This is a genomic window from Pseudomonas sp. GM30, assembly GCF_000282275.2.
In the GTDB taxonomy this organism is placed as follows: domain Bacteria; phylum Pseudomonadota; class Gammaproteobacteria; order Pseudomonadales; family Pseudomonadaceae; genus Aquipseudomonas.
Map to the genome: position 1 here is coordinate 224,182 of NZ_AKJP02000022.1, position 21,056 is coordinate 245,237.

At 61.7% G+C, this 21,056-nt stretch carries 21 protein-coding genes and 1 riboswitch; of the genes, 9 read left to right on the forward strand and 12 right to left on the reverse strand.

The annotated features are described in order from the left end of the window. Nucleotides 1–29: 29 nt before the first annotated feature. Together PMI25_RS14325 and PMI25_RS14330 are read right to left on the reverse strand one after the other, a co-directional pair. Nucleotides 30–575 carry a cytochrome b/b6 domain-containing protein gene (locus PMI25_RS14325; RefSeq protein WP_007960464.1) on the reverse strand — a complete coding sequence of 182 codons (546 nt, stop codon included), beginning with the start codon at nucleotides 573–575 and terminating at the stop codon, nucleotides 30–32. Then, nucleotides 575–841 (reverse strand): PepSY domain-containing protein, encoded by a 267-nt coding sequence (locus PMI25_RS14330; RefSeq protein WP_007960465.1) that lies wholly within the window; start codon nucleotides 839–841, stop codon nucleotides 575–577. The genes PMI25_RS14325 and PMI25_RS14330 overlap by 1 nt, the downstream gene beginning before the upstream one ends. Before the next feature lie 170 nt (nucleotides 842–1,011). Between PMI25_RS14330 and PMI25_RS14335 the strand changes: the two genes are divergently transcribed. The 3 genes from PMI25_RS14335 (at nucleotide 1,012) to mntP (ending at nucleotide 3,992) form a co-directional block, all read left to right on the forward strand. Continuing rightward, nucleotides 1,012–1,674, forward strand: a complete 663-nt coding sequence (locus tag PMI25_RS14335; RefSeq protein WP_007960467.1) for a response regulator — start codon at nucleotides 1,012–1,014, stop codon at nucleotides 1,672–1,674. Continuing rightward, the gene (locus PMI25_RS14340; RefSeq protein WP_007960470.1) at nucleotides 1,671–3,041 is read left to right on the forward strand and encodes an ATP-binding protein; all 1,371 of its coding nucleotides are present in this window, start codon (nucleotides 1,671–1,673) and stop codon (nucleotides 3,039–3,041) included. Before PMI25_RS14335 ends, PMI25_RS14340 begins: the two co-directional genes overlap by 4 nt. 208 nt (nucleotides 3,042–3,249) lie before the next feature. Then, nucleotides 3,250–3,420: riboswitch (yybP-ykoY riboswitch) on the forward strand. Between the two features lie 8 nt (nucleotides 3,421–3,428). Beyond that, entirely contained in the window at nucleotides 3,429–3,992 is a 564-nt protein-coding gene (mntP, locus tag PMI25_RS14345) for a manganese efflux pump MntP (protein ID WP_045122064.1), read from the forward strand. A gap of 1 nt (nucleotide 3,993) precedes the next feature. On the opposite strand, the gene PMI25_RS14350 is transcribed toward mntP, so the two are convergent. From PMI25_RS14350 to PMI25_RS14370, 5 genes are all read right to left on the reverse strand, one after another. Continuing rightward, nucleotides 3,994–4,707, reverse strand: coding sequence for a DUF72 domain-containing protein (locus tag PMI25_RS14350; protein WP_007960473.1), 714 nt, complete (start codon nucleotides 4,705–4,707; stop codon nucleotides 3,994–3,996). A 478-nt stretch (nucleotides 4,708–5,185) separates the two neighbouring features. Next, nucleotides 5,186–6,973, reverse strand: coding sequence for a thiamine pyrophosphate-requiring protein (locus PMI25_RS14355; protein ID WP_007960474.1), 1,788 nt, complete (start codon nucleotides 6,971–6,973; stop codon nucleotides 5,186–5,188). A 139-nt stretch (nucleotides 6,974–7,112) separates the two neighbouring features. Further along, on the reverse strand, nucleotides 7,113–8,438 hold the full coding sequence (locus PMI25_RS14360; RefSeq protein ID WP_007960476.1) for an MFS transporter: 1,326 nt from the start codon (nucleotides 8,436–8,438) through the stop codon (nucleotides 7,113–7,115). A 37-nt stretch (nucleotides 8,439–8,475) separates the two neighbouring features. Then, a complete protein-coding gene (locus PMI25_RS14365; protein WP_007960479.1) occupies nucleotides 8,476–9,552 on the reverse strand; it encodes a C45 family autoproteolytic acyltransferase/hydolase in 1,077 nt (358 codons plus the stop codon). Nucleotides 9,553–9,589: 37 nt separating this feature from the next. Further along, a complete protein-coding gene (locus PMI25_RS14370; protein WP_007960481.1) occupies nucleotides 9,590–11,317 on the reverse strand; it encodes an amidohydrolase in 1,728 nt (575 codons plus the stop codon). Nucleotides 11,318–11,423: 106 nt separating this feature from the next. On the opposite strand from PMI25_RS14370, the gene PMI25_RS14375 reads away from it, so the two are divergent. After that, the gene (locus PMI25_RS14375) at nucleotides 11,424–12,383 is read left to right on the forward strand and encodes a LysR family transcriptional regulator (protein WP_007960483.1); all 960 of its coding nucleotides are present in this window, start codon (nucleotides 11,424–11,426) and stop codon (nucleotides 12,381–12,383) included. Further along, nucleotides 12,346–13,116 carry an APH(3')-II family aminoglycoside O-phosphotransferase gene (locus PMI25_RS14380; protein ID WP_007960488.1) on the forward strand — a complete coding sequence of 257 codons (771 nt, stop codon included), beginning with the start codon at nucleotides 12,346–12,348 and terminating at the stop codon, nucleotides 13,114–13,116. The genes PMI25_RS14375 and PMI25_RS14380 overlap by 38 nt, the downstream gene beginning before the upstream one ends. Nucleotides 13,117–13,124: 8 nt before the next feature. On the opposite strand, the gene PMI25_RS14385 is transcribed toward PMI25_RS14380, so the two are convergent. Beyond that, entirely contained in the window at nucleotides 13,125–13,400 is a 276-nt protein-coding gene (locus PMI25_RS14385; RefSeq protein ID WP_007960490.1) for a DUF2798 domain-containing protein, read from the reverse strand. A 126-nt stretch (nucleotides 13,401–13,526) separates the two neighbouring features. Between PMI25_RS14385 and PMI25_RS14390 the strand changes: the two genes are divergently transcribed. Then, complete coding sequence (locus PMI25_RS14390) at nucleotides 13,527–14,456, forward strand: LysR family transcriptional regulator (protein ID WP_007960492.1); 930 nt, start codon at nucleotides 13,527–13,529, stop codon at nucleotides 14,454–14,456. A 33-nt stretch (nucleotides 14,457–14,489) separates the two neighbouring features. Here the strand turns inward: PMI25_RS14390 and PMI25_RS14395 are convergent, their stop codons facing one another. Further along, nucleotides 14,490–15,383, reverse strand: a complete 894-nt coding sequence (locus tag PMI25_RS14395; protein ID WP_007960494.1) for a LysR substrate-binding domain-containing protein — start codon at nucleotides 15,381–15,383, stop codon at nucleotides 14,490–14,492. 184 nt (nucleotides 15,384–15,567) lie between these two features. Between PMI25_RS14395 and PMI25_RS14400 the strand changes: the two genes are divergently transcribed. The 3 genes from PMI25_RS14400 to PMI25_RS14410 all read left to right on the forward strand — a co-directional run bounded on the left by PMI25_RS14400 (nucleotide 15,568) and on the right by PMI25_RS14410 (nucleotide 17,871). Beyond that, nucleotides 15,568–16,188, forward strand: coding sequence for a LysE family translocator (locus PMI25_RS14400; RefSeq protein ID WP_007960497.1), 621 nt, complete (start codon nucleotides 15,568–15,570; stop codon nucleotides 16,186–16,188). Between the two features lie 74 nt (nucleotides 16,189–16,262). Beyond that, entirely contained in the window at nucleotides 16,263–17,102 is an 840-nt protein-coding gene (gene yghU, locus PMI25_RS14405; protein ID WP_007960499.1) for a glutathione-dependent disulfide-bond oxidoreductase, read from the forward strand. 412 nt (nucleotides 17,103–17,514) lie between these two features. Beyond that, nucleotides 17,515–17,871 carry a hypothetical protein gene (locus tag PMI25_RS14410; protein ID WP_007960501.1) on the forward strand — a complete coding sequence of 119 codons (357 nt, stop codon included), beginning with the start codon at nucleotides 17,515–17,517 and terminating at the stop codon, nucleotides 17,869–17,871. Here PMI25_RS14410 and PMI25_RS14415 read toward each other — a convergent pair. The 3 genes from PMI25_RS14415 to PMI25_RS14425 all read right to left on the reverse strand — a co-directional run bounded on the left by PMI25_RS14415 (nucleotide 17,868) and on the right by PMI25_RS14425 (nucleotide 21,019). After that, a complete protein-coding gene (locus tag PMI25_RS14415; RefSeq protein WP_007960507.1) occupies nucleotides 17,868–18,596 on the reverse strand; it encodes a type 1 glutamine amidotransferase in 729 nt (242 codons plus the stop codon). The genes PMI25_RS14410 and PMI25_RS14415 overlap by 4 nt on opposite strands. A gap of 121 nt (nucleotides 18,597–18,717) precedes the next feature. Then, nucleotides 18,718–19,914 (reverse strand): MFS transporter, encoded by a 1,197-nt coding sequence (locus tag PMI25_RS14420; protein ID WP_007960509.1) that lies wholly within the window; start codon nucleotides 19,912–19,914, stop codon nucleotides 18,718–18,720. A 55-nt stretch (nucleotides 19,915–19,969) separates the two neighbouring features. Then, nucleotides 19,970–21,019, reverse strand: a complete 1,050-nt coding sequence (locus PMI25_RS14425) for an NAD(P)-dependent alcohol dehydrogenase (RefSeq protein ID WP_007960515.1) — start codon at nucleotides 21,017–21,019, stop codon at nucleotides 19,970–19,972. Nucleotides 21,020–21,056 lie beyond the last annotated feature (37 nt).

Genomic DNA, 21,056 nt, shown 5'->3' on the forward strand with positions numbered 1-21,056 from the left:
GATGGAGGGCAATCGACAAAACATCCCCGTCAGCGCGGCGGATCGTCCGGCAAGCGCCGTCGGCGTCCGGTGAGCATCGACAACGGCAAGTTGTCGCGCAGCAGAAAACTTTCGAACAGCGCGGCGGCGATGTGCAGGCAGACCAGCACCAGCAAGATGTCGGTAGCGGTTTCGTGCACCTGCAACGGCCAGTCCGCGCCCCACAGGGCGTCGACCTCTTCCATGGCCCAGCCGCTCACACCGGCAATGAACATCGCGAGCAACATCAACAGCATCACCAGCGCACCCATCGGCGAATGCCCGAGACGATGCTCGGGCCGTCCGCGAATCAGCGAGCGCGCATGGGCGACCAGCCGCGTCGGCGTCGGCCAGAAATCCGCCCAACGCGCACTGCGCGGCCCGACAAAGCCCCACACCAGCCGCACCAGCAGCCAGCCCATGGCGTAATAGCCGAGCCAGACATGCCAGGCGTCACCGGCTTCATTGAAGAAGTAATTGGCGACAAAGACGCCCGCGATGGACAGATGAAACAGTCGCACCACGGGGTCCCACAGGCGCACGGACGCGCTCGGCATCAGCCCTTGATCTCGGTTTTCACCGCTTTGCCGCTGACCGGATCGTGGTAGATCTCGACCTTGCGCTTGTCCTTGTCGAAACCGTAGATCTCGTAGCAGTTGCCGTCGGTAACCTTGAACTTGCTGATCTCGTAGCCCTGAGCCTTGAGCTGCTCCTGAAAGGCTTTCTGGTCTTGCCACTGCGAGCGTTCGGCGGTGGTGCATTGCGGGCCGGCGACGGCCAGCGGGCTGGCAACGATGAGGGACAACAGCAGAAGTTTGCGCATGGAAACACTCTCGCTCGATGAGGAAGGCCTCACTGTGCAAATGCAACCTTAGTCGAAGCTTAGTTGGCAACGAGTCGTTACATCTTTCCCGTCGGGTCAGCTGCCACAGCTGGCTGCACAGCGGCATGATGCCGCCGGTCAACCGCCGTGTTTCCTCAAGAGAATCCGCTATGCGCCTATTGCTGGTCGAAGATGATCGCGCCCTCGGTCAAGGCATTCGCGTTGCCCTCGGCAGCGAAGGCTATACGCTCGACTGGTTGCAGGACGGGGCCAGCGCCCTGCACGCCCTGCGCAGTGAAAGCTTCGACTTGCTGCTGCTCGACCTCGGCCTGCCACGGCTCGACGGCCTCGCGCTGCTGCAACGCTTGCGTGGCGAGCAGCAGGACTTGCCGGTGCTGATCCTCACCGCCCGCGACGGCACCGCCGAACGTATCGCCGGGTTGGACGCCGGCGCCGACGACTACCTGATCAAACCGTTCGACGTCGATGAACTGAAAGCGCGGATTCGCGCGTTGCTGCGCCGCAGTCAGGGCCGTGCGCAACCGGTGCTCGAGCATGCCGGCGTGTGCCTTGATCCGGTCACGCAGCAGGTCACCTGGCACGGCACCGACGTGGTGGTGACGCCGATGGAGTATCAACTGCTGCATCAACTGATGGCCCGCCCGGGCAAGGTCGTCACCCGCGAACGCCTGTCGCGAGCGCTGTATGGCTGGCAGGATCGGGTCGAGAGCAACACCCTCGAAGTGCTGATCCACAACCTGCGCAAAAAACTCGCAAGCGAGTTGATCCGCACCGTGCGCGGCGTCGGTTATGTGCTGGAGCTCAAACCATGATTTCCATCCGTGCGCGGATTCTGGTGCCGGTGCTGATTCTGGTATTGATCGGCGACCTGCTGATCAGTTGGCTGGTGCTGCGCGACAGTCACCATGAAATCGAAGAAGTCTACGATGCCCAACTGGCGCAAAGCGCACGCCTGCTGCAAGGCGTGCTGGCCCAGCGCGCGCCGGGCGACAACGACTGGAGCCGGCTCTATCAGGCCTTCGATGAAGCCATGAGCCGGGTTGGCGACGGCGAGCCCGCCCACCCTTACGAAACCCGCCTGACCTTTCAGGTCTGGCGCAGCGACGGGCAATTGCTGGTGCGCTCGGCCGAAGCGCCGGAACTTGCCGCACCGCCCACTACCCTCGGCTCCCACGACCTGATGGAGAATGGCCGCGACTGGTGCGCGTTTCTGCTCAAGGATTCGCAGCAAGGATTGCTGATCTGGGTCGGCGAGCGCGACGACATCCGTCAGGACCTGATCGAGCGCATCGTCGGCCACACCGTCTGGCCGAGCCTGATCGGCGTCCCGCTGCTGGCCGCGCTGATCTGGCTGACCATCGGCTGGGGCCTGCAACCGTTGCGCGCCATGGCGCAGAGCATTCGCGGCCGTGACACCGAGACATTGAAACCGCTGCACCTCAGCCCCCTGCCCCACGATCTGGAGCCGATGCAAACCGCGCTCAATCGTCTGCTGCAACAGATCGACAATCTGCTGGCGCGTGAGCGGCGCTTCATTGCCGACGCGGCCCATGAGCTGCGCACACCGCTGGCGATTCTGCGCATCCACGCGCAAAACGCGCAACTGGCGGCGACCCCGCAACAACGCGAAGAGGCGCTGGAATATCTGGTCAGCGCGGTGGATCGGGCGACGCGCATCGCCAGTCAGTTACTGACCATGGCGCGCATCGAGCCGCACCTGGCCAACCCCGAAACCCGCAGCGTGGAGCTGACCGAACTGGTGCGCGAAGAACTCGCCGAACTGGCACCGCTGGCCATGGAAAAAGACGTCGAACTGATCCTCGACAGCGACCACCACTGCCCGGTCGACACCGACCCGGTGGCCCTCGCCATCGCCTTGCAGAACCTGGTAACCAATGCCCTGAATTTCGCCCCGCCGGGCAGCGAGGTACGGGTTCTGGTGCAACCGCAGGCGGGCGGCGCGGTGTATATCAGCGTCGAAGACGCCGGCCCCGGTATCAACGAGCACGAATACGCGCGGCTGTTCGAGCGTTTCTACAGCCATGGCCACAGTAACGGCGCCGGACTGGGGCTGGCGATCGTGCAGATGATCGTCAGCAAGATCGGCAGCTCGTTGCAGCTGTACAACCGGCCGCAGGGCGGGTTGTGCGCGCAGTTGCGGATCAATGAGGAGCGCTGAGCTGACAAGTTCGAGCGTAACTCCGTGTGAAGATATCTGTGGCGAGGGAGCTTGCTCCCGCTGGACTGCGCAGCAGGCCTTCTGCTGTTCGACAAAAGAAGGGCCGCTTCGCGACCCCGCGGGAGCAAGCTCCCTCGCCACAGGGTCTTGTGTTGATCGATCGTCTCGATGCTTTTGACAAAATTTTCATGTTTGCCCCAATAAGATTCGCAGCCTCGTTGGGGAGTAGCCTGCTTCCGAGTCCCTCGGAAGCGTTCGTATCAACATTCTCGGCAACACGCCGTGGTACGAACACCTTTTGGTTGGTGAGACCGACGACACATCCATGCCTAACGTCGGGCGTGTGGTTGTGTCGTTGACTCATAGCCCGACTGGAAGTGTGCCCCCGTGAATCCTGTTTCCCTCATATTCCTCGCTCTGGCCATGTCCACGGACGCGTTCGCCGCGTCCATCGGCAAAGGCTCCAGCCTGCACAAACCACGTCTGAGCGAAGCCCTGCGCACCGGCCTGATCTTCGGCGTGATCGAAGCCATCACCCCGATCATCGGCTGGCTGATCGGCCAGGCCGCCACCCGCTGGGTCGCCGAATGGGACCACTGGATCGCCTTCACCCTGCTGCTGATCCTCGGTCTGCACATGATCTACAACGGTCTGAAGCACGAAGACGAGGAAGAAGAAAAACCCGGCCAGCACTCGTTCCTGATTCTGGCGGTCACCGCGTTCGCCACCAGCATTGACGCCCTCGCGGTCGGCGTCGGTCTGGCGTTTGTCGACGTGAATATCTGGGTGGCGGCAGCGGCCATCGGCGTGGCAACCATGACCATGGTGACCATCGGCGTGATGCTCGGCCGGGTGCTCGGTGCGGTGGTCGGCAAGCGTGCGGAAATCGTCGGTGGCGTGGTGCTGATGATCGTCGGCGCGACCATTCTGTACGAGCACTTGTCGGCCTGAGTCAGGTCTGGACAAGCGCCGCCAGTGTCATCGCGTTGCCCAACGCGGCGCCACTGGCGGTGTTGTCGAAGATGCACCAGACGCTGGCCCCCTCCGCAGCGCAGGCCTTCATGTCCTGCGCCAGCCGTTGCAGACAAGGCAACTCATAAGCACTGTGATAAATCCGTGGTGAGCCGTGCAGCCGCCAATAGCGCACACCCGGCCAGCCCTGCGCCGAACCGTCGGTACTGATCCGCGACGGATCGACCACGACCTGGGCAATCCTATACGCCTGCAACATCGGCGCAGCCGCCACCCACGATTCATGCCGTGGTTCAAACACCACGTCTCCGGCGAAGCGTTGGCGCAACGCCACGAAAAACGCCTCTGCGCTTGCCGGCTCAAACACAAGCGACGGCGGCAGTTGCACCAGCAAACATCCCAGCCGATCAGCCAGTCCCTCGCACTGCCCGAGAAATTCATCCAGCGCCTGATCACTGTCGCGCAAGCGCAACTCATGGGTGATCAACTTCGGCACCTTCACCGAAAAACGAAAATCCGGCGGCACCGAATCCGCCCAGCGCGCATAAGTCTGACGCCGATGCGGACGATAGAACGAGCTGTTGATTTCCACGCAGTCGAACCGCGCCGCATAACGCTGCAGATGCGTGCCCTCGGCCGGAAACTCTGGCCAATACTCACGCCCCAGACTCCAGCCTGCGCAACCGATGAACATCAAAAAAGCACCTTCGCCGCTTCACGCATGAAAATCTCCACGGTCTCGTTCACAGATTTCAGGCACAACGAAATACCTGTGGGAGCTGGCTTGCCAGCGAAGGCGTCGATACATCCACAAACGCTGTGCCTGACACAACGCTTTCGCGAGCAAGCTCGCTCCCACAGGGTTCAGCGGCGCTCACAGCTTTGGTGCACGGCGAAATACCTGTGGGAGCTGGTCTTGCCAGCGAAGGCGTCGATACATCCACAAACGCTGTGCCTGACACAACGTTTTCGCGAGCAAGCTCGCTCCCACAGGGTTCAGCGGTGCTCACAGCTTTGGTGCACGGCGAAATACCTGTGGGAGCTGGCTTGCCAGCGAAGGCGTCGATACATCCACAAACGCTGTGCCTGACACAACGCTTTCGCGAGCAAGCTCACTCCCACAGGGTTCAGCGGCGCTCACAGATTTGGAGCGCGACGAAGCGCCTACACGATTATTTTTTGCCGGGCAGGACGCTGGCCAGCACCTGCTTGGCGGCTTGCACGATCACCCCCGCCTCGTCCGGGTCGCCCTTGAGCAGGGTCGTGGCGAATTTCTTCGCCTGTTCGAGCTTGATGTGCGGTGGCAACGGCGGCACGTTGGGATCGGTCTTGAACTCGATCAGCACCGGTACGTCCGAGGCCAGTGCCTGCTCCCAGGCAGCGGCGACGTCTTCTTCGCGGTCGACGAAAATCCCTTTCAGGCCGATGGAAATGGCGAACAAGTGATACGGCACATCGGGGATGCTTTGCGACGCTTCGAACTTCGGATCGCCCTCCATCACCCGCTGTTCCCAGGTGACCTGATTCAGGTCCTCGTTGTTGAACACCGCGCAGATCCACTTCGGGCTGTCCCACTGACGCCAGTATTTGGCGACAGTGATCAGCTCGGCCATGTTGTTCATTTGCATCGCGCCGTCACCCACCAGCGCAATCACCGCGCGCTCGGGATGGGCGAACTTGGCGGCGATCGCATATGGCACGGCAGCGCCCATCGAGGCCAGGCCACCGGACAGCGAACATTGCATGCCACGACGGATCTTCAGGTCACGGGCGTACCAGTTGGCGCACGAACCCGAGTCACTGGTAATGATCGCCTGATCCGGCAGGCGCGGTGACAGCTCGTACACCACCCGCTGCGGATTGATCGGATCGGCCTTGGACATGGCGCGTTTTTCCAGGGTCTTTTCCCAGGTGCTGCGCCAGCCTTCGATTTTCTTGCGCCACTTGTGCGAGGTTTTCTGTTCGAGCAACGGCAGCAGCGCGGCGAGGGTTTCCGCGGAGTCGCCAACCAGGTTGACCTCCATCGGATAACGCAGGCTGAGCATGTCCGGTTGCAGGTCGATCTGCACGCCCCGCGCCTGACCTTCCTTGGGCAGAAATTCGGCATACGGGAAACCCGAACCGATCATCAGCAAGGTGTCGCATTCGTTCATCATCTTGTAGCTCGGTTCGGTGCCCAGCAGGCCGATACTGCCGGTGACCCACGGCAAATCGTCCGGTAGCGCGGCCTTGCCGAGCAACGCCTTGGCGACGCCAGCACCGAGTTTTTCCGCGATGGCGATCACTTCATCCGTCGCCTGCAACGCGCCGGCGCCCACCAGAATCGCAACCTTTTCACCGCTGTTCAGCACATCAGCGGCGCGCTGCAGATCGGCCTCGTAGGGCAGCACTTTCGGCTTGGTGTAACCGACGCCAGAGTGCGCGGTGCCGTGCGCCCGGGCTGGTGGCTCGTACTCGAGATCCTGCAGGTCATTGGGCAGGATGATCGCGGTCACCCGCCGCTCGCCAACCGCCGTGCGCACGGCGCGATCAAGCAAATGCCGCACTTGCGATGGCGCCGACGCCTGCTGCACAAAAGCCCCGGCGACATCCTTGAACATCGAGACCAGATCCAGTTCCTGCTGATAGTGACTGCCGAGCGCCGTCCGCGCCTGCTGGCCGACAATCGCCAACACCGGTTGGTGATCCATGCGGGCGTCGTACAACCCGGTGATCAGGTGCGAAGCACCCGGCCCCGAAGTGGCGATGCACACACCCAGCTCGCCTGTGAACTTGGCGTGGGCCGAGGCCATGAAGGCGGCCATTTCTTCGTGACGGGCCTGAACGAATTCGATCTTGCCATTGGCTCGGGCGAGCGCGCCGAACACGCCATTGATGCCGTCTCCCGGATAACCAAAAATCCGCGTGACGCCCCATTGGCTGAGCCGCTCAACCAGAAAATCTCCCACTGTCGTCGTCATCTCGTTCCTCGCCTGTCACCGATGCATGAAGCCGTCCCGGCGGATTAGCCGCCGGGCGGTACAAGGGTCTGGACAGTCGGGACGCGCGCGAAGTTTCGATTGTTTTTATTGCCGAGCAGCTCCTACAGAGTCGAATGGTTCAACCGGCAGCGGGCATGGGTGAAGGCCAATCGGACTCGTCGATCTGTTCAAGGCTCAGGTGCGCCGTTTCTTTGAGCAGCAACGAACACAACGCGACGATGCCCAGCGCAATCGCGCCGTAAACCGCCACCCCGAACGCGTTGTGGTTGTTGGCGATCAGGATCGCCGTGGCCGCACTGGATGCCGTCCCGCCGCCCAGCGCCGCGCCGATCTGATAGGCCGCCGACATTCCCGAATAGCGCATGTGCCGGGGAAACTGCTCGGCGAGGAACGCCGGAATCGGCCCTTGCGTCGCGCCCATGAACGCACCGATGACGATGTACGCAGCGGTGGAAACCAGCAGGCTCTTGAGGCCGATCAGCGGGAAGAATGCGAAGAATCCAAGGGCCATGATCACCGCGCCGAGGACCATTACCTTGCGACGGCCGATGCGATCGGACAGCAAGGCAAACAACGGCGCGGTGATGACGATGGCGATCGACAGCGACAAATCGAAAATCAGCGCGTCGGTACTGCCGTAACCCAGTTGCGTGGCGTATGACAGAAAGAACGTGCTGCCGATGTAGGCGATGGTCACGTAGCCGAAAGCGATACCGGTGCACAGCAGCATGGCTCGGGGCCGTGCGCGTAATGCTTCGAGCAATGGCATGCGCACCGGTGCCTGCGGTTCAGCCGGCTGTTCGAGGGGTTTCTGCAAGCGCGCATACAGACCAATCAGCACCAGCACACCGCCGAGCCAGAACGGAATGCGCCAGGCGAATCCGGCCAGGTCATCGTGCGCCGCGACGCTGACGATGGCAAACACCCCGGCACCGAGAATCCCGCCGATACCGATGCCCATGCTGGTGAAGCTGCCCCACAACCCACGTCGTCCGGGCGGCGCCGACTCGATGCCGAACAGCGCTGCACCGCCCCACTCGCCACCGGCGGCGAATCCCTGCACCAGCCTGAGCAACACCAGCAACACCGGTGCGCCCGCGCCGAGGGTGGCATAGTCCGGCAGGCACCCGATCAACAGCGTGCTCAGGCCCATCAGCAGCAGCGTGATCACCAGCATTTTCTGCCGGCCGAGTTTGTCGCCGTAATGCCCGAACACCATGCCGCCCAAAGGGCGGGCGAAAAACCCGGCGCCGAAAGCACCGAACGCCACCAGGGTCGCGGTCAGCGGGTCCATCTGCGGAAAGAACACCTTGGGAAACACCAGCGCGGCGGCGGTGCCGTAAATCACGAAGTCATAGAACTCCAGGGCGGTGCCCATGCCGGAGACGAAAAACGTCCTCAGCGCAGACGGGGAACCGTTCATGCGATCAATCTCGGTAGCCATGTGCAATGCTCGTTTTGTTTTTATTGGAGGCAGCGGTTCAGAAGCGCAGATAGCCGTTTCGGGCCAGCTGCTTGGGGTTGCCGGCGGCGTATTCGAGCACGCTGTTTTCAGTGTCGATGCCGATGGTCAGCAAGGTTTCCCAACGCTCGGTCGCCGGCATGCTCAGGTCCGGATGGAAGCAGATCGGCGCGTCTTCGCCCGCCTCGCCACACATGGCGTCAGCCCGCTGACTGAGGTTGCCGCTGGTCATGCTTTGTCGCGCGGTGTTGACGTGGGCAATACGCGCGTAGGTCGTGGACGCATCAGGCGTGCGCTCGCCCAGACTCAGTTCGGGATCGAGAAAATGGTTGGTGTGAGTGATCCAGCCGTCGGCGTCGGGCCGCACCACGGCGGTGAAGGCCGGCGACATTTCAATGCTCACCGCACGCGGGTTCGAATCCTCGCGGGAGAACACGGTCAGCACCGTGGAGGCACTGACCCGCGCCGAACGCGCCAGCGCAATCGCCTCCTCAACGCTGCTGGCTTCTTCGAGAATGCGCCGGGCAATCGCATGCACCGGCACCCCGGCCGACCCGTTGTCGCTGGCGTGATGCAGGATGTTGAAGTGCAGCCCCAGCCCGGCGCTGTTGACGCCGATCTTGCCGAGCATGCCGAACTCGGTGAACAGCTTGACCGTCATGCCCTTGGCCGTGGTCAGCTGCAGGATCAACCCGTTGGGCACCAGCGAATCGTGCCAGTCCCAGGTCTGAATAGTGCGCGGCGCCAATGCGCCGTTGGGCGCAAACACCGCGGTGGAACACTCGCCTTCGGTGGACGCCGGCATCACCGCGAGAATCTCGGTGCGGGCATTCAGGCTGGCGAGCTGCCAAAGCGGCACCCCGGCCCCTTCAGCGGTGGCAACGATCTCTTCGGCAAGGCTCGGGCACCAGCCTTGCAGGGTGTGCAGACTGGCTTCGCCGATGGCCCGCACTTGTGCCTCAGGCACGCCGACCTGAGAGAAGAAATCCAGATAAAGCGCCACTGTCTGACGGATCTGCGCAGCCCAGGTGGCGCCAATCTGTTGCCCGCGAATCTGCGGGTTGCGGGTGTCGGTGACAAAGCAATGAACATTCACGAAAAGGTTTCCTTGGTTACGTTACAGAGAGAGGCCGTCAAGGCTTGCGGCGGTAGATTTCGCGCCCGGCAAACCAGGTATTGAGCACTTGGGTGTCGCGCAGGGCTTCGGGCTTTACGCTGAACACATCGCGGTCGAGGACGATCATGTCGGCCTGCTTGCCGGGTTTCAGCGAACCGATCCGGTCTTCCAGGCGCAACACTTTGGCCGCGTTGAGGGTGTAGGCCTGGAACATGGTCTGGCGATCGATGTCTTCGGCGGCGTTGAGCACGCCTTTCGGGCCTTTGCGGCTGACCGCCTGGTAGATCGCCTTCCACGGTTCGGGGGTGGTGATCGGCCAGTCACTGGCACCGGCGATGGTCGCGCCGTTCTTCAACAGCGAACGCGCCGGATAGGTGTACATGAAGGCCATCGCGCTGACGTAAGGCTTGACCAGATCCATGCTCGACTCGTCGGCAGCGGCCCAGAACATCTGCATCGAGGCGATCACATTCAGCGCCTTGAAGCGGGCGAATTCCTTGGGGTTGACCATTTGCAGGTGGGTGATCGAATGGGCGATGCCGCTCTGCCGATCCTTGCGCGCCTGCTCGATGCCGTTAAGCGATTCACGCACCGCACGGTCGCCGATGGCGTGGATGTGCACCAGCCAGCCGCGCGCATCGGCAGCACTGACCAGATCGCCGAAATGCGCCGGGTCGATCAGCAGTTCACCGGTTTTTTTCGAGTTGCGGTACGGCTCGAGCATCGCCGCGCTCTGCGCCGGCACTTCGGCCACGCCGTCGGCGAAGATCTTGATCCCCGGCAGGGTCAGGTTGCTGACACCGAGAAACTGCTGACGCACCTTGTCCAGCTCATCAAGGTCGGCCGGCGTAGCCTTGGAGTCCGCCATCAGCAGCGCCGCGACGTGAGCGGTGAGTTCGCCGTTTTCCGAGAGTTTTTTGTAGGTCGGCAGCACGCCGAGCGAGGCATTGGTGACGTCACTGCCGGGGACTTCGTTGGCGAGCGGGTCCAGCCACCCGGTGATCCCCAGGCTCTTGTAATAGCTCAACGCCGCGCGCCCTGCGGCCAGCAAGGTGTCAGCGGTCGGCGGCGGCAACAAGGCCTGCACCGGGTACAGTCCGGCATCGACGAGGAAGCCATCCGGGCTGCCGTCGGGGTGATGGCCGATGGTCGCCTGCTCTTCGCCCTTGAGCGTTTTAACTTTCTCTGCCGTGACGCCAGCGCGTTCGAGCATCGCCCGATTGGCCCAGCCGGTGTGCAGATCCCAGCCCAGCAGCAGGATCGGCTGATTCACCCATTCGCCCTGATTGAAGCGCTGTTCGAGACCGGCAATGTCGCTCCAGTAAGTCGACGGCAATCCGCCGACACTGAGGAATTCTCCACGCTGCGCCTTACCGTTATGGCGCCATTGGCGCAGACGTTGTTCCAGTTGATCGAGCGGCAGCAGTTGCCCGTCGAGATTCGCCTGCAACAGCTGCAGACCGCCCTTGATGGTGTGCGAATGCGAGTCGATGAAGCCGGGCATCAGCACCTTGCCGTGCAGGTCGATCACTTGCGTGGCGGCCGTCTTCAGGCGCATCACCTGCGCATCCGTGCCCACGGCGAGGATCTTGCCGTTTTCCACCGCCACCGCTTGCTGCAAGGGCTGGCCGGGTTCGGCGGTGTAGACCTTGGCGTTGTGCAGGATCAGATCGGCAGACGCCAGACTTTCCAGCGAGGCACAGGCCAGCGCCGATGACACCATCAGGGTCAGTAGCTGCTTCATGAGGTTTCTCGTTATTTTTGTTAGGCTGCGAGCAAGCCTATCCAAGCCATGGCGATAACTGAATGCCACCTCGCGCACAACTTCTGTGCCCAGCAGGAATAGATCAATGGACAAGATGAGCGCCCTGACCATGTTCGTCGCCACCGCCGAACACGGCAATTTCAGCCGCGCCGCCGAGGTGCTCGGCAAGACCCCGTCGGCCCTGACCAAAGCCGTGGCGCAGCTGGAGGACGAGCTCGGCACGCGCCTGTTCGACCGCACGACGAGACGCATGGCGCTGACCGAAGCCGGGCGGATTTATCTGGATGGCGCGCGGCAGGCGCTGATGCAACTGCAACTGGCTTGCGAAGGCGTCGAACAGCTCAAGCACGAGTTGAGCGGCGGCCTGCGCATTACCGCGCCACCCTCCTTTGCCCCGGCGTTCCTCAACGAAGTCTGCTGCCGTTTTCTCGACGCCCATCCGCAGGTGCATCTGGAAGTCGACTTGAGCGACAGCTATGACGACCCGGTGGACGGCGGGTACGATCTGGCACTGCGTGACGGCCCGATCGATCTGCCGGGGGTGATCGCCCAACCCATCGTCGAGAATCAGGTGGTGCTCTGCGCCAGCCCGGCGTATCTGGCGCGCAAGGGCAAAGAGGTGTCACTGGACAACTATCAGCAGCACGACTGGCTGATCTTCCGCCACCCGTTGCTTAACCGGCATTTCTGGTGGGTCAAACAAGGGGACCGGCGGATACGCCTGACCCAGCCGAATCCACGGGTGGCCAGCGACAATTACGACTTCCTGCTGGCCTGCCTGCTGAAGGGCCAGGGCCTGCAGTTTCTGCCGCAATGGAGCGCCGCGCCGTATCTGGCGCGCGGCGAGCTGGTGGAGGTGATGCCCGAATACTGGCGTGAGCCAAGCGCATTCGGCCCGTGGATTTACGTGCTGTACCTGGCGCACCGGCGCAGCACGCGCAAGGTCAAAGTGTTTATCGAATTCTTGAAGGCGCACTGGCGCCCACTGTCACAAGGAACCAATGAAAATGGATCTGCCACCGACATGGCGCCAACGCTTCGCTGATATCCGCTACGAACAACAAACCATCGGTGCATCCCGTGCCGACGTGTTCCGCCTCACGCCCGCTGGATCAGACCCGCTGTTCGTCAAATCGGAACCACGGATTTCCTTTGCCGAATTGCCCGGCGAAGTCCAGCGCCTGCGCTGGCTGGCGGAGCAGGATGTGCCGGCAGCGCGGGTGCTCGACAGCACCGAGGCCCATGACCGTTACTGGTTGCTGATGACTGCCGTACCGGGGCGAGACCTCGCCAGCAGCGGGGATCTCGCACCGCAGCAAATCGTCTCGCTGGCGGCGCATGCCTTGCGCACCTTGCATGCGCTCGACATCAAAAACTGCCCGTTCGATCATCGCCTCGATGCGAAAATCGCCCTGGCCCGCGAGCACCTGTTGGCCGGCCTGATCGATGAAGAGGATTTTGACGATTCGCGTCTCGGCCAAAGCGCCGAAGCGGTGTTCGAGCAGATGCTGGCCGCGCGCCCGGACAGCGAAGACCTGGTGGTGACCCATGGCGACGCGTGTCTGCCCAACCTGCTCGCCGACAACGGTCGCTTCAGCGGCTTCGTCGACTGCGGGCGACTGGGTGTTTCTGATCGGTTTCAGGACTTGGCACTGGCAGCCCACAGCATCGCCTACAACCTGGGCGAGCAATGGCTGCCGGTATTTTTCGAGGCTTACGGCGTGCAACCGGATCAGCGAAAAATCGCCTTTTATCAGTTGCTCGACGAGTTTTTCTGAGGTGTATCTCAGCGATGCGGATGTACCGTCATCGCCACCAGTTTGATCACGATCGGCCGCACCACGAGGATGCAAAGGAAAGCCACCGGCATCGCCAGCTTGTAGGCGTGCAGCGCATTACTCAGGTAGTCGTTATCAATCCCGGAGTTGGCAGCGGTGATCACCAGCGACATCAGGAATGCCATAATCGTCGCCATGTACAGCGCAAACACATACGGCGTCGCCCGTGCAGAAAGCTTGCGTCGGCCGAGATACAAGGCATCGGTATCTGTTCTTTGATTCATATGGCTTTTCCATCCATTGACAGGGAGCCGGCACCTTAACAAAGCCCCCTGCCCCCAACTAGACGGTCCGCCGCAGGTACTTTATAAAGCACAACTTACGAATCAAACCTACACGGCGGGACACGGATGAATCTGTTGGCGGCGATTGCCAGTTTTATCAAAGTGGTCGAGGCCGGCTCGATCGTCGGCGCCGCCAAGACGTTGGGCGTCAGTGCGGCCGCCGTGAGCCAGACGCTCAATCGCCTCGAAACCCACCTCGGCGTGCGCCTGCTGCAGCGCACCACCCGCAGCATGGCGCTGACCGAAAACGGCGCGTTGTATTACGAAAAGGTGCGGCGTATTGCGGCTGATCTGGAGTCAGCGCAAAGCGCGATCATCGGCGACGAAAGCGAACTGCAGGGCCGCTTGAGCATCGCCTCCACCAGCGCCTTCGGCCGTCACGTATTGGCGCCGTTACTCGCCAGTTTCGCCGCACTGCATCCGCGGCTGCTGGTCGAGCTGTCGACCACCAACGGCAAGATCAATCACATTCAGAACGGCATCGATCTGAGCCTGCGGATCAAGCCGCAATTGGAGGACGGTATCGTCGCGCGCAAGATCGTGTCCCTGCCCTTCGTCTTCTGCGCCGCTCCCGCCTACCTTACGCGCGCCGGCGTACCGCAGTCACCGCAAGAGCTGCAGCATCACGCCTGCCTCGCATTCCGCTATCCACTGGATGGCCGCTTTCTGCGCTGGGGTTTGATCCGCGACGGCCAGCCCTACGACGCACCGATCAATGCCACCGCCATCAGCGACGACATTGATGCGCTGGCGCAAATGGCAGTCCACGGCGCGGGCATCACGCGCCTGGCCGAATTCGTCGCCACGCCCTATCTTGAGAGCGGTCAACTGGTGCCGCTGTTTGAAAATCTCCCGGGTGAAAGCCACGCCTATGTCGAACCGATGGACATCTACGCCTGCGTGCAGGAGCGTGCGGCGATGACGCCGAAGGTTCGAGCTTTCATGGATTATTTGACGGAGCACCTGAACAGGCGCTGGCCGATGCAAGTTCGTTGATCATGCCTGGCGGATGAATGCAGCGCTCTGTCTTCAACGCTTCAGATCAGCACCGAGCCGTTGACTGCACGCGCTCATCTGCCGGGTAATCCATTCGCGAAAAAGCATGGCATTTGCACTCTGTTCGAAGGGTCGCGGTGATAACAGGCAATAACTCGAACCGTCGCGAACGAAGCCGAACGGCGCGATCAATTGGCCGGACTTGAGTTCGTCCTGCACCATCAGAAACGACGCCATACCGACGCCCAGTCCGGCCAGCGCGGCCTGAATGCACAGGTAGAAATGCTCGTAATCGACCCGACTGACCTCTGCCACGCTAATCCCGGCCTGTCGCACCCAGTTGTCCCACGCCTGTGGGCGCGTCTTGCTGTGCAGCAGGCAGGCACCGCGCAAATGATCGCTTGCAGGACGACTGGCCGGCACGCAAACCGGGCCGATCCACTCCTCGCAAATGCTCACGCCATGCACGGTCTCGTTCCAATGAAAATCGTCGCGCCGGATCGCCAGATCCACCCCTGAACGAGCGAAGTCGATGGGCCCGCCGGCCGTCAGCAATTGCACCTGCAACTGTGGGTGTGCGCTGTGGAAGTCAGGCAAACGCGGGATCAGCCATTTCATGGCGATGGTCGGCTCGCAGGACACCACCAGCACGTCATCGTGGACTTCGCGTTGCAGACGATAAACAGCGCTTTCCAACTGCTCGAACATCGGCGCGGTGACATTGAACAGCAAGCGCCCGGCGTGATTGAGAAAGATCGCCCGATTGCGCCGCTCGAAGAGTTCGACGCCGATCGCCTCCTCCAGCAAGCGCACCTGGCGGCTGACCGCGCCGTGGGTGACGTGCAGCAGCTCGGCAGCCTTGACGAAGCTCTGGGTCTGGGCGGCGGTGTTGAAGAAGCGAAAGGCAGCCAGGGGAGGCAGGTTCATATAGGCGATGATTTCTCACAGATTTTCGCGACTATAAATCGTTTTTTTTGCCGAAGACACTTCTCCATCATGGCGCCGCTCGCAGACGCTAGAGCATTCGCATCAACGATGTTGGTCGTTGGTACAGATCGAAGCTCGACATCTGTGAATTTTAGTAGCGCAAATAACGTCAGGGAGAGCAGGAATGAACGAGTTGTTTCTGGTAATCGCCATCACCCTTCTGGCGGTGATCAGTCCTGGGCCGGACTTTGCCATGGTCACTCGCAACAGTTATGCCTACGGCCGGCGCAGTGGTTTGCTGGCTGCGCTGGGCATCGCCTGTGGCGTGCAGGTTCATGTGTTCTACACGGTGTTCGGGGTGGCGCTGATCATCACTCAGTCACCCATGCTGTTCTGGATGATGAAGCTGCTGGGCGCCGGCTACCTGATCTATCTGGGCATCAAATCCTTTACCAATAAATCGATGCTGACATTTGCCGATGCGAGCGCTTCGGCACCCCGCGCCTGGAAGGTGTTCTGCTCAGGTTTTCTGACCAATGCACTGAATCCGAAAACCATGTTGTTCGTGGTGGCGGCGTACAGCCAGGTGGTGGAGCCAGGCAGTTCGCTGACGATGAACTTCGCCTATGGCCTGTTCATGTCGTTCACTCACTGGGCATGGTTCAGCCTGGTCGCGCTGTTTTTCTCCACGGAACGGTTGCGCCGGCGGATGCTGGAAAAACAGCGGCTCATTGACAAGGTGATTGGTGCGGCGCTGATTGGTCTGGCGGCGTGTTTGATGATTCCCGGGGTTGCACAGTCCTGAGGTAGAGCGTTTATGCTGTCGAGTCTGATACCTGTCGAGGTATCTCTCGGCAAACCCACGATGAGGCCCATTTCATGAGTAAAGCGCCCTACTTACCGCCCAAGGTCTGGAAACACGAAGCCCCGTCCGGCGGCCAGTTCGCCAGCATCAACCGCCCGATTGCCGGGCCGACGCATGAAAAGACGTTGCCGGTGGGCAAGCATCCGCTGCAGCTGTATTCGCTGGCGACGCCCAATGGCGTGAAGGTGACCATCCTGCTGGAAGAGTTGCTCGCACTGGGGCACACCGAGGCCGAGTACGACGCGTGGCTGATCCGCATCAACGAGGGCGATCAGTTCTCCAGCGGTTTTGTCGAGATCAATCCGAACTCGAAGATTCCGGCGCTGCTCGACCGCAGCACACAGCCACCGACTCGGGTGTTCGAATCCGGTTCGATCCTGTTGTATCTGGCGGAAAAATTCGGCGCCTTCCTGCCCCAAGACCCGGCCGGCCGCACGGAAACCCTGAACTGGCTGTTCTGGCAGATGGGCGCCGCGCCTTATCTGGGCGGCGGCTTCGGGCACTTCTACGCGTATGCGCCGGAGAAGCTCGAATACCCGATCAACCGCTTCACCATGGAAGCCAAGCGTCAGCTCGATGTGCTTGACCGGCGCCTTGGCGAGAGCCGCTATCTGGCGGGCGACAGCTACACCATCGCCGACATCGCGGTCTGGCCGTGGTACGGGCAACTGGTGCGCAATAACGTGTATTCGGCGGCCGAATTCCTCGCAGCCCAGGAGTACACCCACGTGCAACGCTGGGCAGAAGAAATCGCCGAGCGCCCGGCAGTCAAGCGTGGCCAGCGGGTCAACCGCACCTGGGGTGACGAGGCGAGCCAGGTTGCGGAGCGACATCAGGCCAGCGATCTGGACTGACGTCACACTCCCACAAAGACTTGTGCTGGACATGGGAATCCACAATCACCAGCAAACTTTATGGGAGCGAGCTTGCTCGCGAAGGCGCCGGGTCAGTCAACACTGACATAACAGACCTACCGCTTTCGCGAGCAAGCTCGCTCCCACAGAGGGTTCGGGTTGGACATGAGGATTTGTGAGCCCCAGAAATTACAATGGGATTTGTGCTGGACAGGGGCTTTCGCAATCACCAGCAACCTTTGTGGGAGCGAGCTTGCTCGCGAAGGCGCCGGGTCAGTCAACACTGACATAACAGACCTACCGCTTTCGCGAGCAAGCTCGCTCCCAAAGGGAATTCGGGTTGGACATGAGGATTTTTGAACCTCAGCAATTACAGTGAGACCACACCACCACTGTCGTCAAAGGATCTGCAATGCCCCCTGGAAAACGTGAACTGGCGCGGATCGAGCGGCGCTTGATTGCCACGCTCACCGACGCGTGTGAAACCGCAAAAAGCGAAATCAAAGGCTTCACCTGGCTGACCCACACCGCTGACCTGAACGCACTGGCGGCAACCCTGAACGTCATCTGGGTGTTCGACACTGAAGCCGACAAAAACCTCGCCCTGACTGACGCCAAGGCACGTCTCTTCGAACTGACGGCCACTGCGCTAAAGGAGGCCGATATCGATCTGTCCCCTTCAGAGCGCAACGTGCGTTTCGACTCCGAGGAGGAATGCCAACGCACGCACGGAGGCAACTGGCGTGAGCGTCTGGCGCGGTATTCCTAGCCCTTGCGTTGCTGCTGATACTGCGCCATCAGCTTGTCGAGGAACTCGAACAGTTTCAGGTTCATCTGCTCATACGCGTTGGTGCGAAGTGCCGCCGGCTGCTGAACGAAACGACGATCCACCGCCGCCGCCAACTCATCACCGGACGCGGCAATCAAGCGCTCCACGACCTCCGCCGTGAACTCCATGTGGCACTGGAAACCGTAGACCAGATCGCCGTATTCGATTATCTGACGCGGGCAGCCCTCACTGACGGCGAGGACCTTCGCCTGCGCCGTCAGCCCCGGCATGTCGTTGTGCCAATGCCCGACTTCGAGTACATCGCCGAAGTGCGCCACCTTGGCATTGCCCTTGCCTGCCTCGGTCAAGGTGATCGGGAAATTGCCGATCTCCTTTTCCGGACTGTGGCCATGCGCAGCACCCAGAGCTTCGCCGAGCAATTGCGCGCCCAGGCAAACGCCGACCACTGCCTTGTTCGCGTTGATCGCTCGAACGATCAGGTCGCGCTCGGCGACCGCGTCAAAGTGCGGGCATTCGTCTTTGCTCGTCGCCGGCGATTGTGGACCGCCCAATACCACCAGCAGGTCGATGTTCTCGACGCTCGCGGGCAAGGCTTCAAACGCATGAACGCGCGAATAACTCGCTTCATGGCCACGCTCGCGCACCCAGGTCTCATAGGCGCCAGGTGATTCGAATGCTTCGTGGACGACGAAATGAACGTTCATTGAAAATCCTTGGTGTGCGGCTGAGAGAGTGATGCGCGAAAGACTATATGACACTTGGTGTCATTTGCAAATCCGTTGCTGGAGCCGAGCTGCCCGCTCAACGATCACTCTCTCACTTCTCTCAACCGATCACGTTCGACTCGACCAGATGCACTTGCTCAGCACTGCGACCGGCAAGCCAGGCGAGCACAGACGCCACCACCAACACCGCCGCGCTCAGCTCGAAGGTGGCTTGATAACCGCTCAGATCAAATGCCAGGCCACCGACTATTGCCCCTGCTGCGATAGCCAGTTGCACGATGGCCACGAGCAGCCCTCCGCCGGCTTCGGCATCGTCCGGGAGGGTCTGTGCCAGCCAGGTCCACCATCCAACAGGAGCCGCCGTGGCGACCAGCCCCCACAGACCGAGCAGTACTGCGGTCAGCAGCGGCGAGGCACCGAAGTTGACCAGCGCCAGCGCAATGACCGCCATTATCAACGGGATAACCGTCAGCGTGCGGTACAGGCCAGTGTCGAGGAATCTTTCGATCATAAAGGTCCCGATGAGGCCGGCAAGCCCCAGCCCCAGCAGCATCAACGACAGGGTTGCAACGCTGCCCCCGGTGACCCCCTCCAGAAAGGGCCGCAGGTAGGTGAACAGCATGAACTGCCCCATGAAAAATACGCTGACAGCGATCATCCCCAAAGCGACCGGCCATTGCTTCATCAACCGCAGGGCATTGCCGCTACCGGCCTGACGCTCGTGCTTGAAGGACGGCAGGCTGATCAGCAGCCACACGGCCGCCAGCGCGGCGACCGGAACCACACAGAAGAACGCGCCGCGCCAGCCTATCAGCGAGCCGAGGAAGCTTCCCGCCGGAGCGGCGATGACCGTCGCCAGTGCGTTGCCGCCGTTGACGATCGCCAGCGCCCGGGATACTTGATCAGGCGGCACCAGACGCATCGCAGTCGCCGCCGACAACGACCAGAAACCGCCAATGGCGATGCCGATCAAGGCCCGCCCTAACATGAACGAGGGGTAGCCCGGCGCGAACGCGACCACCGTCCCCGAGACGATCATCAGCAAGGTCAGCCCCAGCAACAGCTTCTTGCGCTCGACACGCGCGGCGACCGCTGCAATCACCAGGCTGGTCACCAGGGCGAATGCACCGGACACGGAAATCCCCTGCCCGGCCTGGCCTTCGCTGATGTGCAGATCGGCGGCAATCGGCGTCAGCAGGCTGACCGGCATGAATTCTGAAGCGACCAGCGCGAAGGCGGCCAACGACATGGCCAGCACCGCGCTCCAGCCGCGTTGTTCTGTAGAAAGGGAAGTCATTGGAACTACCTGTATTGCGAGAGGCGTCCGGGCGATTGCCCGGACGCACTGTTTTTCACGGTGCCAGCGTCGCGTTGTCGATCACGAAACGGTATTTGACGTCACCTTTGAGCATGCGCTCGTACGCCTCATTGATCTGCTCGGCACGGATCAGCTCGATGTCCGAGACGATGCCGTGTTCGGCACAGAAATCGAGCATCTCCTGGGTTTCCGGGATGCCGCCGATCATCGATCCCGCCAGGGTGCGACGCTTCATGATCAGGTTGAACACGTTCGGCGATGGATGCGGCGACGCCGGAGCGCCCACCAGTGTCATCGCGCCGTCACGCTTGAGCAGCACCAGCAAAGCGTCGAGGTCGTGGGGGGCGGCCACGGTGTTGATGATCAGGTCGAAGCTTTTCAGGTGCGCGGCCATTTGCTGCGCATCGCTTGAAACCACCACTTCATCGGCGCCAAGGCTTTTCGCGGCCTCGCGTTTCGATTCGGACGTGGTGAACGCCACGACGTGCGCGCCCAACGCGTGCGCCAGTTTGATCCCCATGTGGCCCAGACCACCGATGCCCACCACGCCGACTTTCTTGCCGGGGCCGGCGTTCCAGTGCCGCAGCGGCGACCAGGTGGTGATGCCCGCGCACAGCAGCGGCGCCACGGCAGCCAGTTGAGCCTTGGGGTGGCGAATGCGCAGGGCGTAGCGCTGATGCACGACGATCGCTTGCGAGTAGCCGCCGAGGGTCCAGCCGGGGGCGTCCGGGGTCGGAAAATTGTAGGTGCCGATCATGCCGTCGCAGTAGTTTTCGAGGCCTTCGGCACACTCCTCGCAATGCTTGCAGCTGTCGACAATGCAGCCGACGCCGACCAGATCACCCGGAGCGAAGCCGCTGACCTGTTGGCCTACGGCGGTGACCCGACCGACGATCTCGTGACCGGGCACGCAAGGATATTGTGTGCCCTCCCATTCGGCCCGCACCTGGTGCAGGTCAGAGTGGCAGATACCGCAATAGGCAATCTCGATCTGCACGTCTTCCGGGCCGGGATCGCGACGGGTGATGCGCAGAGGTTCAAGCGGTTTGTCGCCCGCATGGGCGCCATAAGCGAAGACTTGCATGGTGGCTCTCCTGTAATGGTTTGACACATTCTCCCGG

Bases quoted from the DNA above. Each gene is read 5' to 3' on its own strand.
- PMI25_RS14375 (WP_007960483.1), top strand. From the start codon at position 11,424: ATGGACAAGATGAGCGCCCTGACCATGTTCGTCGCCACCGCCGAACAC.
- PMI25_RS14355 (WP_007960474.1), bottom strand. From the start codon at position 6,973: ATGACGACGACAGTGGGAGATTTTCTGGTTGAGCGGCTCAGCCAATGG.
- PMI25_RS14360 (WP_007960476.1), bottom strand. From the start codon at position 8,438: ATGGCTACCGAGATTGATCGCATGAACGGTTCCCCGTCTGCGCTGAGG.
- PMI25_RS14390 (WP_007960492.1), top strand. From the start codon at position 13,527: ATGAATCTGTTGGCGGCGATTGCCAGTTTTATCAAAGTGGTCGAGGCC.
- PMI25_RS14340 (WP_007960470.1), top strand. From the start codon at position 1,671: ATGATTTCCATCCGTGCGCGGATTCTGGTGCCGGTGCTGATTCTGGTA.
- PMI25_RS14385 (WP_007960490.1), bottom strand. From the start codon at position 13,400: ATGAATCAAAGAACAGATACCGATGCCTTGTATCTCGGCCGACGCAAG.
- PMI25_RS14350 (WP_007960473.1), bottom strand. From the start codon at position 4,707: ATGTTCATCGGTTGCGCAGGCTGGAGTCTGGGGCGTGAGTATTGGCCA.
- PMI25_RS14410 (WP_007960501.1), top strand. From the start codon at position 17,515: ATGCCCCCTGGAAAACGTGAACTGGCGCGGATCGAGCGGCGCTTGATT.
- PMI25_RS14330 (WP_007960465.1), bottom strand. From the start codon at position 841: ATGCGCAAACTTCTGCTGTTGTCCCTCATCGTTGCCAGCCCGCTGGCC.
- PMI25_RS14370 (WP_007960481.1), bottom strand. From the start codon at position 11,317: ATGAAGCAGCTACTGACCCTGATGGTGTCATCGGCGCTGGCCTGTGCC.
- PMI25_RS14380 (WP_007960488.1), top strand. From the start codon at position 12,346: ATGGATCTGCCACCGACATGGCGCCAACGCTTCGCTGATATCCGCTAC.
- PMI25_RS14415 (WP_007960507.1), bottom strand. From the start codon at position 18,596: ATGAACGTTCATTTCGTCGTCCACGAAGCATTCGAATCACCTGGCGCC.
- yghU (WP_007960499.1), top strand. From the start codon at position 16,263: ATGAGTAAAGCGCCCTACTTACCGCCCAAGGTCTGGAAACACGAAGCC.
- PMI25_RS14425 (WP_007960515.1), bottom strand. From the start codon at position 21,019: ATGCAAGTCTTCGCTTATGGCGCCCATGCGGGCGACAAACCGCTTGAA.
- PMI25_RS14325 (WP_007960464.1), bottom strand. From the start codon at position 575: ATGCCGAGCGCGTCCGTGCGCCTGTGGGACCCCGTGGTGCGACTGTTT.
- PMI25_RS14420 (WP_007960509.1), bottom strand. From the start codon at position 19,914: ATGACTTCCCTTTCTACAGAACAACGCGGCTGGAGCGCGGTGCTGGCC.
- PMI25_RS14400 (WP_007960497.1), top strand. From the start codon at position 15,568: ATGAACGAGTTGTTTCTGGTAATCGCCATCACCCTTCTGGCGGTGATC.
- PMI25_RS14335 (WP_007960467.1), top strand. From the start codon at position 1,012: ATGCGCCTATTGCTGGTCGAAGATGATCGCGCCCTCGGTCAAGGCATT.
- PMI25_RS14395 (WP_007960494.1), bottom strand. From the start codon at position 15,383: ATGAACCTGCCTCCCCTGGCTGCCTTTCGCTTCTTCAACACCGCCGCC.